This is a genomic window from Bacillus sp. AK031 (genome assembly GCF_053903065.1).
On sequence record NZ_CP096424.1, the window covers coordinates 1,401,563 to 1,415,486 of the forward strand.

Sequence of the window (13,924 nt, forward strand, 5' to 3'; positions counted from 1 at the left end):
GGATGATGTTGAATAAAACGAAAAAATTGATTAAGGGGCTTTCTGCAACAGCCTTGGCCGTTGGAATATCCGGCTGCGGCTCTTCTATGACAGATGATAATGACAGAATAGAAGGATCTTCTTCATATTCGAATGAAACGGTGGAGAAAACCACACAGAAATCTGTTCAGGTTAGCGAGATTCCGCCGATGCCGCCTTCGGATGCCTATTGTGATGAATATGAGTGGGATATGGCGGAAGAGTACTACGAATGTGTGGACATCGACTCAGATTATTACCATCATTATTATTATGGAAAAGGATTTTACCGCACTGCCCACGATATCCGAAAGCGGAATAAACCTGTCTTTGTCATTGGCTCGGCTGCAGCTGCAACTAATACAGCTGACAAGAATGCGAAGAAACCAGAGGCACCAACTGAAAAACAAACGACCAGCACAAGTAAATCAACGACAAGCAGCAAGACAACGAAAGAAAACACTTCTGCTGCTGCCTCCAAATCTTCTTCTGCAAGTAAGTCGGGCAGCTTCAGCAATTCAAGCAGTACTTCTAAAAGTTCAGGGTTCGGAAGCAGTTCAAGCTCGTTTGGAGGATAAAGGCAAAGATGAAGAATACGGAACATGGTGAAAAAAGAAACCGATTTTACAGCAGAATACCAGATTTTTGGGCGGATATGTATGGGCAGGAATATGCCTTGTATGATGTTAAAGTGATTAAGGAAACTGAGGTTGGAAAAATCCGAAAAGCCTCAAAGCGAATTTCCGCTGTGTTTCATAAAATGGCTCATTTATTAAGACACGCAGATGATGATACATTGATGGCTCTCGGGTTTCCTGTCAGTACGCTGCCTTTTATCCGCTGGCAAACTACCCATGTTGAAACCGTGATTGCCCGAATTGATTTGGTCGAAGCTGAAGGAACTTATAAGGTACTCGAATTGAATGCGGACACACCTACATTCATTAAAGAGCTGTTCTTTGTAAATGGAGAGGTATGCAGGGAATTAGGGGCTTCTGACCCTAATTGTTATGAAGAGGAACACTTATCGGAGGCGGTTACGTCTTCTATTTTAAATGCATGTTCAAATCACATTGATCCTTATATAGTCTTTACTTCCCATGATTATAATGAAGAAGATAAAAATACCTCCTTATATTTACAAAGGCTGGCTAATGTGGAATCGGCCTATATTCCATTATCACAACTGCAGATTGATTGTGATGGTTTGTATGATGCAGAGGGCAAGCGGATTGATGTGTTATATCGGCAGACCTATCCAATCGAGCAGCTTATTTTAGACCGTGGTGAGATGGGAGATAAAATTGGAGAGATGCTTCTTGAACTGGTTTTGGATCAGAAGCTTGCCATCATTAATCCACCATCCGCATTTTTGCTTCAATCCAAGGTCGTTCAAGCAGCCATTTGGGGATTGCATGAAGAGAAGAACTCTTATTTTACAGAAGAAGAGCATGCCTGGATTGGTGAATACTTTTTGCCTACGTATTTAGAAGCGGATTGGTTCATGGAAAAAGGGCATACATACGTGAAGAAGCCAGCCTTTGGGCGTGAAGGGGACACGGTGGAAGTGTTTAAACCAAATGGACACCTCCTGTTTGAAGAAAAAAACAAATCGTACACAGAGTATGTGCCAGTATATCAAAAATATGTCGATTTGCCAGTTACTGCATTTGCCTCAGTTAAAGGTGAACAGAAAGGGCATGTTATGATCGGTTCTTTCTTATTGAATGGAGAACCAAGTGCCATTGGTTTCCGTGTGGGAAATCGTATAACTGATAATCTATCATACTATTTACCAATTGGAATGGAGTAGAAAAAAAGGAGTGATATTGTGAACTTATATATAAGCTTTTTATCTTATGCAGGGGCTTCATTATTTTTGCTGTTCATTGGTTTGCTCTTGTTCGAATTAACGACCAAAAATGAGAAGTTCAAAATGATTGGGCAGGGAAATGCAGCTGCTGCCATGGTAATCGGAGGGAAGATGCTTGGATTAGCGATTGTAATCGGTTCAGCAGTGGCGAATTCCATTTCACTTATGGACATGATGATCTGGGGAGTGATCGGAATCATCTTTCAAATCCTTGCCCATATCCTTGCAGAAGTTGCCACGATACGTTTTAGCATTAGAGATGCCATCGACCAGGATAACAGAGCAGTCGGTGTATTCTTGCTGCTAATGTCTATATCGATTGGGTGGGTCATTGCACAATGCCTGACATATTAATAGAATGTATCTCATAAAAACTAAATGGAACATCTAAGTTAGTAAACTGCTCCTATTGATACTTCAATCCAGAGTGTCATTAGGTTTTCAATTTCTAGTGAATGAGCCACTTCAGCTGAAGCCTCCAAAACCGAACCAATAGGGAGAATTTATATGAAAAAGCCATATAACATTATCTTAGTTGTGATATTGTTAATGAATTTTGTTTTTGTCATTCTTTTATTTCAGCAAAATGCACTTCTGACTGAATATAGCCATCGGATTTCCAGCCTTGAAGTGAAAATGAAAGACTTGGATGAAGCAATGGAAGAACAAGTGATTCCTGATTTGAGGGGAATCTACAATAAAACCAATTGGGAAGTAAGGCATTCGTTTCGGAAAAATGGTAAGGAAATTTTAAGAATCCTGCCGGAAGCGGGTCTTTCTTCAGGAAAGCACTTTGGCTATATTTTCAATTTTTCAGAGCCCTTTGAGTCTTTTAAAGGAAAAGAAATAGCTGTCTATGCTTATCATAGGGAGACAGATGAAAGAATCACAGCTGTGCCTCCCGGAATTGTGACTGAATCAACTACCGGGTTTCCAAGCATGGAGCGGTTTACAGCTTCTTTTGTATTTCCTAAAAGCGGGTTGTGGAGGGTCGAGATAGAACTTGATGGTGAATACTATGCTGATGTAGTTCTGTCAGTTAAATAATTATTGTAATAGTTCAGGGTAGAAACAGGGGCCCGCCGGAAATGAAACCTAATCAATAGTTGAAGCGTATAATAATAGCATAACGGCAAAGGGGGAGAGACCGATGTCCAACCAAGGGTGTATCAAATGTGGCAGCACCGATGCGGCAAAGAAGGAAGTCGCGATGACGGGAACTGGCCTTTCTAAGATGTTTGATGTACAGCATAACCAATTTATTGTAGTCTATTGCAAGAACTGTGGTTATTCAGAGTTTTATAATAAGCAATCTGCATCTTCATCTAATATTCTGGATCTGTTCTTTGGCTGACGATCATAGGAGCTGGAATTATGGAAGAAAAACAGCAAATATTCAAGGCTGAATACATTCCGTTTAGTTTATCAGTGGTCTTGGCAATCACGTTGCTGTCTATGCTGATAAGCGGACTGTTCAACTTGAACGAAGTTATAAATATCATTTTGGCTATCGTCTTTTTGATCTGTTTATTGATCGATATTAAGGGTCCCGCCAATAATGATAGTACTATTAAAGCTTATAAATATGTGATTTTAATTTTTCTGTTTTTGATTTTTCAATGAATTTTGTTTTGGTTGGAAGAAAGGAGGAGGGTGTTTCATGTATGGCATAGAATCGGATTTTTGGTTGAAGTTAGCTTCAATCCTGCTCCTATACAGCTTGCTGTTATTCTTTTTGAATCTTCTTTTAAGGAAATGGTTGAATGTAAAACGGAAGAAATTCTTTTCATATAACCATATAAATGAGAAACATAAAAAAGTTGACTGGATGATCAGGATTACCCTCATGATTGCACTCCTGATTGGATACTTCATTAATATTAACAGGAGCCCTGAGGAGCAAATCACATTTTTACAACCCTATATTCTAGTATTTATCTTTTTAGTGGTTTCTGAAACTGCCAGAGCCATTATGGAGAGAAGATATGCCGAAAATAAAAATGATTATGTCTTTACGGTTAGCCAGCTGGTTTTTAATGCAGGGTTTCTACTATCATTGTTTTCCACTAACTTCTTCGGCTGGTTCGAGTGAAGCTGGACATTAAAATGCTCTGAAATACAAGAATAAAAAAGCTTATCAAAAAAGGTAAGCTTTTTTATTATTAAAAATATTGAGAAAATTCAGCTTTTTTGAAATAATTGGTAGTAGATAATAGTTGTTTCCAAAATAAGCTGAATTACGAGGGATGAGGATCATACATGCAAATAGGCGATGGGGAATATCAACTCAATCTGAACGGTATCAATCATTGGGTGAAAATCGAGGGGACAGGAAAAGGGACGATTCCTTTAATCATTATTCATGGCGGCCCAGGGGGAAACCACTATACCTTCGAAAGGACAGCCGGCCCATTACTGTCTAACCTTAGAACAGTCGTTTATTATGAGCAGCGTGGATGCGGAAGAAGCGGCCTGCCTGAGAATGATGAAGATTATAAGATTGAACAGCTTACGGAAGATTTCGCGCATTTATTAACAAGGCTTGGAGCAGCAAAAGTGGATGTGCTGGGGTATTCTTTCGGTGGAGAGCTGGCGCTGGAGTTTGCCTATGCGTTTCCAGATAAAATAAACAGGATTGTCCTCTCAGGACCAAGCTTAATGGAAACGAATCTGCATAAGTTCGTCCAGGTTGCGGGCTTTTATTCCATTGCAAACGAGACGTTCTCAGCACAGATTCATACCCTGCAACAACAGCAATTATCGATTGATGATTTGTATGATTCAGTATGGTCTCTTGCTGATACCCAGTCTGTAGACCGGCTGCTGTTTGAAAGCCAGGATGCTGCCAGAATAAATCGGAGCTTTTGGGAGGAGAGCCGGTTAGTGAATACAGGTTTAATGGTAAAGGCACTCGAAAGCCAGCCAAGGAAAATACCTTTGGTGGACCGGCTAAAGGAAATTGCACAAGAGTGCTTGATCATCACAGGAGTTCATGATAGAAATACCGGGATACAGGTGGCCAATACACTTAGAGGGAAGCTGCCCCAATGCGGCTTGATTTTATTTGAACAAAGTGCCCACTTTCCAGATCTGGAGGAGACGGGCAGATTCCTAGAAGAGATAGAAAGATTCTTAAATCGATCACTAAATGGAAGCAGGAGATAGACATGGATAGCATTATTTTTGATTTGGATGGTACATTATGGGATTCGATGGATTCCGTTTTGGTTGTCTGGAACCGGGTTTTACAAGGAGAGGGAGTAAATCGCCAGAAGTTAACGAGAGAAGACTTCAGCTGGACAATGGGGCTTCAGATTAAGGAGATTGGCAATAGGCTGTTTCCGGACTTGGACGATAACGGACAAAAACAGCTTTTGAAAACCTGCTGTGCTGCTGAGTGTGAGTATTTAGGAGAGAACGGCGGAGACCTCTATGAAAATGTAGAAATGGCCCTGTCCCGCCTTTCACAGAAATACAAGCTCTGCATCGTCAGCAACTGCCAGGACGGTTATATCGAGGCTTTTTACAAGTATCATAACTTGGAACAGTACTTTTTAGATTATGAGAATCCGGGCAGGACCGGTCTTTCTAAGGGTGAAAACATTAAACTCATTATGGAAAGGAATGGCCTTTCGAATCCTGTATATATCGGCGATACCGAAGGTGATTTATCCGCCGCCCGCTATGCCGGAATACCATTTGTGTATGCAAGGTATGGCTTTGGGCAAGTTTCAGAGCATGACTATTGCATTGAGGGTTTTGATGAGCTTTTAAAGCTTTTTTAAGGAATGAATTGTTAAAAAGTATAGTGAAGGTTTTGTCATAAAACTTTTCCATAAAAAACCAAACTTTATTTAATGGACATCCGTCTTATTTTATAGAGGTGTAAAGCAGGTGGGAATCTTGGAATCAGAACAACACAGGACATACTCTAAAGTTGAAAAGGATCAGCTGCTTGAAGAAGCCATGCAGCATTATGGCAACGATATTTATTATATTGTGTTTTCTTATGTGAAGGACCACAGCCTTGCAGAGGATCTTACCCAGGAAGTCTTCATAAAGTTTTATAAGAAGATGGACTCCTTCCGAAGGGAATCAGCCTTGAAGAGCTGGATTGTCAGTATTGCCATTAACCATTGCAAAGACTACCTGAGAAGATGGGATACAAGGATGGTCAGCATCACTCATAAGATCAATGATATGGTAAAAGGCAAGATTGGAACACCGGAGCAAGACATGATCAAAAAAGAAACAAACAATGAAGTGATCGAAAATGTTTTATCCCTTCCCTTGAAATACAGAGAAATCATTTTTTTATTTTATTTTGAAGAGATGAAGCTGTCGGAAATCTCAGACTGCCTTGATTTGAACATCAGTACAGTGAAAACCCGCTTGACTAAAGCAAGAAAGTTATTAGGGTCCACCATCAATGGTCGTGAGGTGTATAACAATGGATGAACTGAAGAATCTGCGTCGCATGATGAAGAACGAGACGTTCAGCAATCATGGATTTACCACCAAGATGAGGAACAACATTGTTAATGAAATTAATTCTGAAAAAGTGGTCAGTACGTCCCGGAAACTTCCCTTTCCACAGGCTTTGTCATTTGTTTTTATAGCTGCCTGCCTTTCCTTATTTACCTATTTTGGTGGAACTCAGCTTGGATTGATGGATGGTGGAAACAGCGCCAGTTCAGGAGACTTTAAAAATGAAATCTCACAAGCAGCTTTAGGTTGGCCCGTTAATTTTGGGTACCCGGTTAAAGTTCCTTTTGAGGTTGCCGAAATTCACCCCCTGAAGGAGTATTCATTTGGTGACGTAAGAACCCCATTTTACAGGCTGGTTATAACAGGAGTACAGGATCAGGAAATGATAATTGAGTATTCACCTGGAGTTCAAATGGTTGATCAGACAGATGAAAGCTTGCCGGAAGGAGTAAGGGAAACATCCGTTGAGATTGAAGCGGTAAAAATCAATGGAGCAATCGGAAATTATCATGAAACAACGTATGAAAGCTTTCTTAATTGGCAGGATGGGGATACTGCAGTTACCATTTCCTATGAAAAAGGCTCCTCCGAAAAGATGGCAGGTAAGGAAGAATTGACCAGAGTCGCCCAGTCTTTCCAGCACAGGCAGCAAAGATGATTGTTCCATATGGAGCAATCATCTTTGCTGTTAAACTATAATGAGCCTTGGCGCTACTTGGCGTTATTGGGATTATAACTTAATGTTATCACTCGAGCCGTCCTTGAGTTACCATGAAGGCAGAAATAAATTCATTTTAAAAGGCAGGCGGAATGAGATGAATTTTAAATTTGAGGAAGCGATTGAGTTACTGGAGAAAACACCAAAAAGCCTGGAGGCCCTATTGGCTGGACTGCCGGCAGGATGGATCCAATGCAATGAAGGGAAAGACACCTGGAATGCTGGTGAAGTCATCGGCCACCTTATTGAGAGTGAGAATACAAATTGGATTCCGAGGCTCAGAATGATTATTGAGGAAGGTGAGAGGAAGACGTTTCCCCCGTTTGACCGATTTTCCCATCTGACTGAAACGAGGAAAAAATCAGTTGAGGAAAAGCTAGGTGAATTCAGTCGGCTGAGAACAGAAAACATCATCAGCCTTAGAAAATTAGTTAGCCCCGAGGAACACCTTGAATTAACTGGTTTCCACCCGGCTTTTGGCAGTGTGAAAGCAAGGGAGTTAGTGTCGGCATGGGTTGTCCATGATTTAACACATATTGCCCAGGTTGCCCGGGTAATGGCAGAACGGTACAGGGAGGATGTAGGTCCGTGGGAAGAATATCTGGGAATATTAAAGAGGGGGAAATATCTGTCCTGAAGTAAGATCTTACCTGTACTGGCAGAGTGTATTCAAATACTTAGGAAGAGAAGCCAAAAAAGAGGATAGCTCCTGTAAGAGCTACCCTTCATCTAGGGAGTTTAGGGGTATGGATCTAGATGTATTTTTATAGTACCCTGCATACTTTTCAATAAACCTAAATTTTTCATTTTTAGTGAAAAGTTGTCTTTGGAGGGCAGATTAGTGAGAATCTCATATTAATTTATTACAGCCAGTTGACAAGGTTCTTTAATGGAAGAAAGGTCTATTCTGTGAAAAAGAACTTATTTGATTGATATGAAGGAGGAAAAATTGATATTATATAACTACCATAGTATCAGTTGTCTAAAACAGGATGCTAGTTCTGGGAAAAAGGAGAGAGTATGATGGAAATGGATTTCGACTTATTTATGAATGATGTCGTCCGCCAGGCTCGTCAAGAGATGGAGATTTCAGGATATAAGCAGCTTCAGTCTGCAGAGGAAGTTGAAGAAACATTATCACAAAAAGGGACAACGCTGGTGATGATCAATTCAGTTTGCGGTTGTGCCGGCGGGATTGCCCGTCCGGCTGCAGCACATGCGGTTCATTATGACAAGCGCCCTGACCGTCTTGTTACGGTATTTGCCGGCCAAGACAAGGAAGCGACAGCAAAAGCGCGCAGCTTCTTTACAGGGTATCCGCCGTCCTCACCATCTTTCGCGTTACTGAAGGATGGAGAGATTTTGACAATGGTTGAACGCCATGAAATTGAAGGGCATGATCCAATGTCTGTTGTGAATAAGCTGCAAGGCTACTTCGACGAGTACTGCGAAGAGGTATAATCATTAGAGAAAAGAGTGCATTGTCACTCTTTTTTCTTTTGTCTGAATCTGGAGTTTATTTAGCTAAAAGAAAAGGGATAAAATACATAGATCGTTTCTTGCTTTTATCTGCCGTAATAGGCAAGACTAACAGTATAATTTCTGTAACAGGAGCTGCACATGATGTTTCGTATTGGATATCGTACCGCCAAAACAGCCGTCGGGACGGCGGCTGCCATTTTAATTGCCCAGTGGTTTGGATTGGATAACTTTGCGTCTGCCGGGATACTGACTATCCTGTGCATACAGGATACTAAGAAAAAATCACTGAAAGCGGCATGGAGCCGGTTTCTCTCCTGTATATTGGCGATGGTTTTTGCCTCGGCCCTTTTTGAGCTTTTATACTATCATCCCACTGTCATCGGCCTGCTGCTTTTATTCTTCATCCCAACCACGGTCATGCTGAAAATCACACAGGGAATTGTCACCAGCAGTGTCATCATCCTTCATATTTATTCGGCTGAAAATGTCACTTGGGACTTAGTGTTTAATGAGCTGGGGATCATTGCGATCGGTATCGGTATTGCATTGCTCGCCAATCTTTATATGCCCAGTGTGGAAAATAAATTGATAGCCTATCAGGTGGAGATAGAAGAAAAATTCTATGTTATTTTCATTGAGATTGTCCGTTACTTAAGGACGAATGAGGACAAGGGATGGGCAGGGAAGGAAATCACTGAAGTTGAAAAACTGATCAATCAAGCAAAGACACTCGCTTTCAAGGATGTGGAAAACCACTTCCTCCGTCATGAAAATCTTTATTACCTGTACTTTAAAATGCGGGAGAAACAATTCGATATACTCCAGCGGCTGCTCCCTCTAGTTACTTCCATCTCTCTGAAAATCGAACAAGGGAAAATGGTTGCCGATTTTATGGAAGAATTAAGCGAACATATCCATCCGGGAAATACCGCGCTGCTGTACTTGAAAAAGCTCTATGACATGAGGGTGAAGTTTGAAGAGATGGAACTCCCGCAAACGAGAGAAGAGTTTGAAGCAAGGGCAGCCCTTTATCAGTTTTTAAAAGAGATGGAGGATTACCTTCTTATCAAAAGTTCATTTAAAGGGATCAAGAAAGTGAAAGAGAATGGAATAACGATGAAAGAAGCAAACTAATTCCTACTAAGCTTTGAAGGGATGTGAAGGGAATGCGTTTGCTTCTGTCCATTTTTCTGGTCATATCACCAATCTGGCCGCTTGGAAAGAACCCATTGCCAGGCGATCCATTTTTAATAGTGAATAAGCAAACCAATGAAATTGCTTATATTCAAGATGAACAGGTGCAGACTGTAAATAAGGTTGCAACCGGAAAGACGGATGATCTTACACCGCAGGGTCTTTTTACGATAATAATAAAAGCCAAAGATCCTTACTACAGAAAATCCGATATACCGGGTGATCATCCTGACAACCCTTTGGGAAAAAGGTGGATGGGCTTTGATGCAAGGGGAACAGACGGCCGTATTTACGGCATTCACGGCACAAATAACCCTGAAAGCATTGGAAAATATATTTCCAATGGATGCATCAGAATGCAAAACGCCGAAGTGGAAGCCCTGTTTGATAAGGTTCCTCAGGGGACGAAAATTTTGATTGTAAAAACCGGGGATTCATTTGAAGAGCTTGGAAAAGAATATGGAGCAATAAAATAAGAGGCCCATTCCTATTCTGGAATGGACCTCTCTTTATTAGTTATAAGAACATGGATAGTCCTATCATGATCGTAGAAGAAATCATAGCGAATAACATTACATACACAATTGCTTTTTGCATTTTTTTATTTCTCATCTTTTCAACTCCTGTAGAGAAAAATCAATCATCAACCTTATTTTATCCTCACTTGTTTCTGTTGACAACCCTTAAAAAACGGTTTTTTTTGAAATCGCTTTCGGAAATTTGTCAGATTTGAAGGAAAAATGCATGAATTTATCGAATGTAATACATGTTAAGCTTCTTTATAAAGGGGAGATATTTTTGAAGAAAGTTGATCATATCGGTATAGCCGTAAAATCTATTGAGGAAGTAATGCCTTTCTATACAGAAACCCTCGGGCTCACTCTATTGCAAATCGAAGAGGTCGAATCAGAAAAGGTAAAAGTGGCCTTCATTGATGGCGGCAATATTAAGCTTGAGCTGCTGGAACCATTGGATGAAACAAGTGCGATTGCCTCTTTTCTTTCAAAAAAAGGAGAAGGGATCCATCATGTGGCATTTGGAATCAGCGGGATACAGGAAAGAATTGATGAGTTAAAGGAAAAAGGCGTTAAAATGATTCATGAGAAGCCAAAACCGGGTGCCGGCGGAGCGCAGGTTGCGTTCATGCATCCAAAGGCTGCTCATGGCGTACTATATGAATTGTGTGATAAGACCAACATCAAGGGGGAGTAAGCATGGATATCTATGAAAAAATAAATGAGTTATATGACCGCCGCAGAGAGGTTGAGCTTGGCGGAGGCGATAAACGAATTGAAAAACAGCACGAAAAAGGAAAGCTGACGGCAAGGGAACGAATCGATATTCTTGTGGATGAAGGTTCATTTGTTGAGCTGAACCCGTTCATTGAACATAGAAGCACAGATTTTGGTTTGGATGAAATGAAAGGTCCTGGTGACGGAGTCGTTACGGGATACGGAAAAGTGAACGGCAAGCCTATCTACCTGTTTTCCCAGGACTTTACTGTATTCGGCGGAGCGCTTGGCGAGATGCATGCAAAGAAAATTGCCCATGTCATGGACTTAGCAGTCAAAAACGGAGCCCCTTTCATCGGTTTGAATGATTCAGGTGGAGCGCGTATTCAGGAAGGTGTTGTATCACTTGATGGATATGGCCATATCTTTTACCGTAACTCCATCTATTCAGGAGTCATTCCGCAAATCTCTGTAATCATGGGGCCATGTGCAGGAGGAGCGGTATATTCACCTGCCATCACCGATTTTGTATTCATGGTGGACAAGACGAGCCAGATGTTCATTACAGGGCCTAAAGTCATCGAAACCGTTACTGGTGAGAAAATCAGTTCAGAGGATCTGGGCGGAGCAAAAGTACATAACACAATCAGCGGCAATGCGCATTTCCGTGGAGAGACAGAAGAAGAAGTTCTTCAGTCAGTCAGGGAACTCCTGTCTTATCTGCCGCAAAATAATGAAGAAAAACCGCCTATGCTAAAAGCGGATGTGGAAGATGATTATCGTCCTGATCTGACTGACATCATACCGTTCGATGCCATTCGTCCTTATGATGTAAGGAAGGTCATTGAGCAGGTTGTTGATGAAGGATCGTTCATGGAGGTTCAAAAAGAGTTTGCCAAAAATATCGTCATCGGCCTTGCCCGCATCAAGGGGGAAGTAGTCGGCCTCGTATGTAACCAGCCAAAAGTGATGGCAGGCGGACTGGATATCGATTCCTCTGATAAGGCCTCCCGTTTCATCCGATTCTGTGACAGTTTCAATATTCCACTGATTACGTTTGAAGACGTTACAGGCTTCTTCCCGGGAATCAAGCAGGAGCACGGAGGAATCATCCGACATGGAGCAAAGATTTTGTATGCTTATTCTGAAGCGACGGTCCCTAAAATGACGGTCATTTTGCGTAAAGCATATGGCGGTGCCTATGTTGCCCTCAACAGTAAATCAATAGGTGCGGACCTGGTATATTCCTGGCCGAATGCGGAAATCGCCGTCATGGGGCCTCAGGGAGCGGCAAATATCATCTTTGCAAGGGAAATCCAAAAAAGCGATAATCCCGAAGAAGTCCGTGAGCAGAAAATTGAGGAGTACCGCGAAAAGTTTGCGAATCCTTATGTGGCTGCTGCAAGGGGAATGGTGGATGACGTCATCGATCCTCGGGAAACAAGGATCAAACTGATCCAGGGCCTTGAAATGATGAGAAACAAAAAGGAAGACCGGCCGAAGAAGAAACACGGCAATATCCCTCTATAGTGTAAACATTTGTAGACCTTCACGATTCGAGATATACTATTCTAGTGACTACATAACTGGAGGTAAAAGTATGATTAATCATGAACGTTTACTTAACGAATTTTTAGAGCTTGTTCAAATCGATTCAGAAACAAAACATGAAGCTGAAATCGCCAAAGTCTTAACGAAGAAATTCGAAGACCTTGGAGTGGAAGTGTTTGAAGACGACACAATGGAACAGACTGGACATGGAGCCGGAAACCTGGTTTGTACGCTTCAGGGCACGAAAGAGGGCGTGGATACGATCTACTTCACTTCCCACATGGACACAGTCGTTCCAGCGGTTGGAGTTAAGCCGTCTGTTAAGGAAGGATATGTATATTCCGACGGTACGACAATCCTTGGTGCAGATGATAAAGCCGGCCTTGCCACTATGCTTGAAGCGGTTCGTGTATTGAAGGAGCAAAATATCCCTCACGGCACAATCCAATTCATCATCACGGTTGGTGAAGAATCCGGGCTTGTTGGTGCGAAGGCGCTTGATTCTTCTTTAGTAAAAGCGAAATTCGGCTTCGCGCTTGATAGTGACGGCAAAGTAGGCAACATCATCGTTGCAGCACCGACACAGGCAAAAGTAAAAGCGGTTATTAATGGAAGGACAGCACATGCCGGAGTTGCTCCGGAAAAAGGCGTTTCTGCTATCACAATGGCTTCCAAAGCTATTTCAAGAATGCCGCTTGGCAGAATCGACGAAGAAACAACAGCTAACATCGGCCGTTTCGAAGGTGGCGGAGCGACGAACATCGTTTGCGACAGAGTCGATATCCTCGCAGAAGCACGTTCACTTGTACCGGAGAAAATGGAAGCCCAAGTAGCCAAGATGAAACAAGCATTTGAATCTGCGGCAAGTGAAATGGGCGGAAGTGCTGAAGTTGAAGTAGTCGTAATGTACCCTGGCTTCAAGTTTGGCGAAGGTGACCATGTTGTGGAAGTGGCCCGGAAAGCTGCGAAAAAAATCGGCCGTCCGAGCGAGTTGTTGACAAGCGGCGGCGGAAGTGATGCGAACGTTATTGCCGGCTTTGGCGTACCGACAGTGAATCTGGCTGTAGGATACGAAGAGATCCATACAAAGAACGAAAGAATGCCTGTCGAGGAATTATCCAAACTGTCTGAAATGGTCGTTGCCATCATTCAAGAGGTTGCGGGTGAATAATATTGTGTAAAAGATGACTCCGTTTAGTTGCGGAGTCTCTTTTTTTGCCATCTTTGAGAGGGGGGGCTTTTGAGTCGTTTTGTGTCGGTTGGCCGATATTTGACTTGGTTTGGTCGATAAACGACAGTTTTCCGCCGATAAAACATACAAAAGCGCCGATAAATTACTCTTTTCAGCCGACAAGTGCCAACCATTCC

Annotated in this window: 19 protein-coding genes; 18 read left to right on the plus strand and 1 reads right to left on the minus strand. The window is 42.0% G+C overall.

Going from position 1 to position 13,924, the window contains the following annotated elements:
- The first annotated feature begins 2 nt into the window (after positions 1-2).
- The 15 genes from M1E09_RS06945 to M1E09_RS07015 all read left to right on the plus strand — a co-directional run bounded on the left by M1E09_RS06945 (position 3) and on the right by M1E09_RS07015 (position 10,249).
- Entirely contained in the window at positions 3-596 is a 594-nt protein-coding gene (locus tag M1E09_RS06945; RefSeq protein WP_456274114.1) for a hypothetical protein, read from the plus strand.
- Between the two features lie 8 nt (positions 597-604).
- Complete coding sequence (locus M1E09_RS06950) at positions 605-1,831, plus strand: glutathionylspermidine synthase family protein (protein ID WP_456274115.1); 1,227 nt, start codon at positions 605-607, stop codon at positions 1,829-1,831.
- 18 nt (positions 1,832-1,849) lie between these two features.
- Entirely contained in the window at positions 1,850-2,245 is a 396-nt protein-coding gene (locus tag M1E09_RS06955; protein WP_456274116.1) for a DUF350 domain-containing protein, read from the plus strand.
- A 153-nt stretch (positions 2,246-2,398) separates the two neighbouring features.
- Positions 2,399-2,938: a hypothetical protein gene (locus M1E09_RS06960; RefSeq protein ID WP_456274117.1), complete on the plus strand. Its 540-nt coding sequence runs from the start codon at positions 2,399-2,401 to the stop codon at positions 2,936-2,938.
- Between the two features lie 103 nt (positions 2,939-3,041).
- Positions 3,042-3,245, plus strand: a complete 204-nt coding sequence (locus M1E09_RS06965; RefSeq protein WP_456274118.1) for a zinc ribbon domain-containing protein — start codon at positions 3,042-3,044, stop codon at positions 3,243-3,245.
- Between the two features lie 20 nt (positions 3,246-3,265).
- On the plus strand, positions 3,266-3,514 hold the full coding sequence (locus M1E09_RS06970) for a hypothetical protein (protein WP_456274119.1): 249 nt from the start codon (positions 3,266-3,268) through the stop codon (positions 3,512-3,514).
- 37 nt (positions 3,515-3,551) lie between these two features.
- The gene (locus M1E09_RS06975) at positions 3,552-3,983 is read left to right on the plus strand and encodes a DUF4181 domain-containing protein (protein ID WP_456274120.1); all 432 of its coding nucleotides are present in this window, start codon (positions 3,552-3,554) and stop codon (positions 3,981-3,983) included.
- A 167-nt stretch (positions 3,984-4,150) separates the two neighbouring features.
- The gene (locus M1E09_RS06980; RefSeq protein WP_456274121.1) at positions 4,151-5,056 is read left to right on the plus strand and encodes an alpha/beta fold hydrolase; all 906 of its coding nucleotides are present in this window, start codon (positions 4,151-4,153) and stop codon (positions 5,054-5,056) included.
- Positions 5,057-5,058: 2 nt separating this feature from the next.
- Positions 5,059-5,676 carry an HAD family hydrolase gene (locus tag M1E09_RS06985; RefSeq protein ID WP_456274122.1) on the plus strand — a complete coding sequence of 206 codons (618 nt, stop codon included), beginning with the start codon at positions 5,059-5,061 and terminating at the stop codon, positions 5,674-5,676.
- Between the two features lie 118 nt (positions 5,677-5,794).
- Positions 5,795-6,349 carry a sigma-70 family RNA polymerase sigma factor gene (locus M1E09_RS06990; protein WP_456274123.1) on the plus strand — a complete coding sequence of 185 codons (555 nt, stop codon included), beginning with the start codon at positions 5,795-5,797 and terminating at the stop codon, positions 6,347-6,349.
- Entirely contained in the window at positions 6,342-7,037 is a 696-nt protein-coding gene (locus tag M1E09_RS06995) for a hypothetical protein (RefSeq protein ID WP_456274124.1), read from the plus strand. Before M1E09_RS06990 ends, M1E09_RS06995 begins: the two co-directional genes overlap by 8 nt.
- Before the next feature lie 157 nt (positions 7,038-7,194).
- Positions 7,195-7,734 (plus strand): DinB family protein, encoded by a 540-nt coding sequence (locus M1E09_RS07000; protein WP_456274125.1) that lies wholly within the window; start codon positions 7,195-7,197, stop codon positions 7,732-7,734.
- A 386-nt stretch (positions 7,735-8,120) separates the two neighbouring features.
- Complete coding sequence (locus M1E09_RS07005) at positions 8,121-8,558, plus strand: BrxA/BrxB family bacilliredoxin (protein WP_456274924.1); 438 nt, start codon at positions 8,121-8,123, stop codon at positions 8,556-8,558.
- A gap of 162 nt (positions 8,559-8,720) precedes the next feature.
- Positions 8,721-9,713: an aromatic acid exporter family protein gene (locus tag M1E09_RS07010; RefSeq protein WP_456274925.1), complete on the plus strand. Its 993-nt coding sequence runs from the start codon at positions 8,721-8,723 to the stop codon at positions 9,711-9,713.
- Between the two features lie 32 nt (positions 9,714-9,745).
- Positions 9,746-10,249 (plus strand): L,D-transpeptidase, encoded by a 504-nt coding sequence (locus M1E09_RS07015; protein WP_456274126.1) that lies wholly within the window; start codon positions 9,746-9,748, stop codon positions 10,247-10,249.
- A 40-nt stretch (positions 10,250-10,289) separates the two neighbouring features.
- On the opposite strand, the gene prli42 is transcribed toward M1E09_RS07015, so the two are convergent.
- The gene (gene prli42 / locus M1E09_RS07020) at positions 10,290-10,385 is read right to left on the minus strand and encodes a stressosome-associated protein Prli42 (RefSeq protein ID WP_456274127.1); all 96 of its coding nucleotides are present in this window, start codon (positions 10,383-10,385) and stop codon (positions 10,290-10,292) included.
- Positions 10,386-10,571: 186 nt separating this feature from the next.
- Between prli42 and mce the strand changes: the two genes are divergently transcribed.
- The 3 genes from mce (at position 10,572) to M1E09_RS07035 (ending at position 13,727) form a co-directional block, all read left to right on the plus strand.
- A complete protein-coding gene (gene mce, locus M1E09_RS07025) occupies positions 10,572-10,985 on the plus strand; it encodes a methylmalonyl-CoA epimerase (RefSeq protein WP_456274128.1) in 414 nt (137 codons plus the stop codon).
- 2 nt (positions 10,986-10,987) lie between these two features.
- Positions 10,988-12,535 carry an acyl-CoA carboxylase subunit beta gene (locus M1E09_RS07030; protein ID WP_456274129.1) on the plus strand — a complete coding sequence of 516 codons (1,548 nt, stop codon included), beginning with the start codon at positions 10,988-10,990 and terminating at the stop codon, positions 12,533-12,535.
- A 70-nt stretch (positions 12,536-12,605) separates the two neighbouring features.
- Positions 12,606-13,727, plus strand: a complete 1,122-nt coding sequence (locus M1E09_RS07035; RefSeq protein WP_456274130.1) for a tripeptidase T — start codon at positions 12,606-12,608, stop codon at positions 13,725-13,727.
- Positions 13,728-13,924 lie beyond the last annotated feature (197 nt).

Excerpts from the sequence above, each read along its gene's own strand:
- M1E09_RS07015 (WP_456274126.1), top strand. The coding sequence starts at position 9,746 with ATGCGTTTGCTTCTGTCCATTTTTCTGGTCATATCACCAATCTGGCCG.
- M1E09_RS07000 (WP_456274125.1), top strand. The coding sequence starts at position 7,195 with ATGAATTTTAAATTTGAGGAAGCGATTGAGTTACTGGAGAAAACACCA.
- M1E09_RS07030 (WP_456274129.1), top strand. The coding sequence starts at position 10,988 with ATGGATATCTATGAAAAAATAAATGAGTTATATGACCGCCGCAGAGAG.
- M1E09_RS06970 (WP_456274119.1), top strand. The coding sequence starts at position 3,266 with ATGGAAGAAAAACAGCAAATATTCAAGGCTGAATACATTCCGTTTAGT.
- M1E09_RS06985 (WP_456274122.1), top strand. The coding sequence starts at position 5,059 with ATGGATAGCATTATTTTTGATTTGGATGGTACATTATGGGATTCGATG.
- M1E09_RS06975 (WP_456274120.1), top strand. The coding sequence starts at position 3,552 with ATGTATGGCATAGAATCGGATTTTTGGTTGAAGTTAGCTTCAATCCTG.
- M1E09_RS06965 (WP_456274118.1), top strand. The coding sequence starts at position 3,042 with ATGTCCAACCAAGGGTGTATCAAATGTGGCAGCACCGATGCGGCAAAG.
- prli42 (WP_456274127.1), bottom strand. The coding sequence starts at position 10,385 with ATGAGAAATAAAAAAATGCAAAAAGCAATTGTGTATGTAATGTTATTC.
- M1E09_RS07035 (WP_456274130.1), top strand. The coding sequence starts at position 12,606 with ATGATTAATCATGAACGTTTACTTAACGAATTTTTAGAGCTTGTTCAA.
- M1E09_RS06995 (WP_456274124.1), top strand. The coding sequence starts at position 6,342 with ATGGATGAACTGAAGAATCTGCGTCGCATGATGAAGAACGAGACGTTC.
- M1E09_RS07005 (WP_456274924.1), top strand. The coding sequence starts at position 8,121 with ATGGAAATGGATTTCGACTTATTTATGAATGATGTCGTCCGCCAGGCT.
- M1E09_RS06980 (WP_456274121.1), top strand. The coding sequence starts at position 4,151 with ATGCAAATAGGCGATGGGGAATATCAACTCAATCTGAACGGTATCAAT.
- M1E09_RS06950 (WP_456274115.1), top strand. The coding sequence starts at position 605 with ATGAAGAATACGGAACATGGTGAAAAAAGAAACCGATTTTACAGCAGA.
- M1E09_RS06960 (WP_456274117.1), top strand. The coding sequence starts at position 2,399 with ATGAAAAAGCCATATAACATTATCTTAGTTGTGATATTGTTAATGAAT.
- M1E09_RS07010 (WP_456274925.1), top strand. The coding sequence starts at position 8,721 with ATGTTTCGTATTGGATATCGTACCGCCAAAACAGCCGTCGGGACGGCG.
- M1E09_RS06945 (WP_456274114.1), top strand. The coding sequence starts at position 3 with ATGATGTTGAATAAAACGAAAAAATTGATTAAGGGGCTTTCTGCAACA.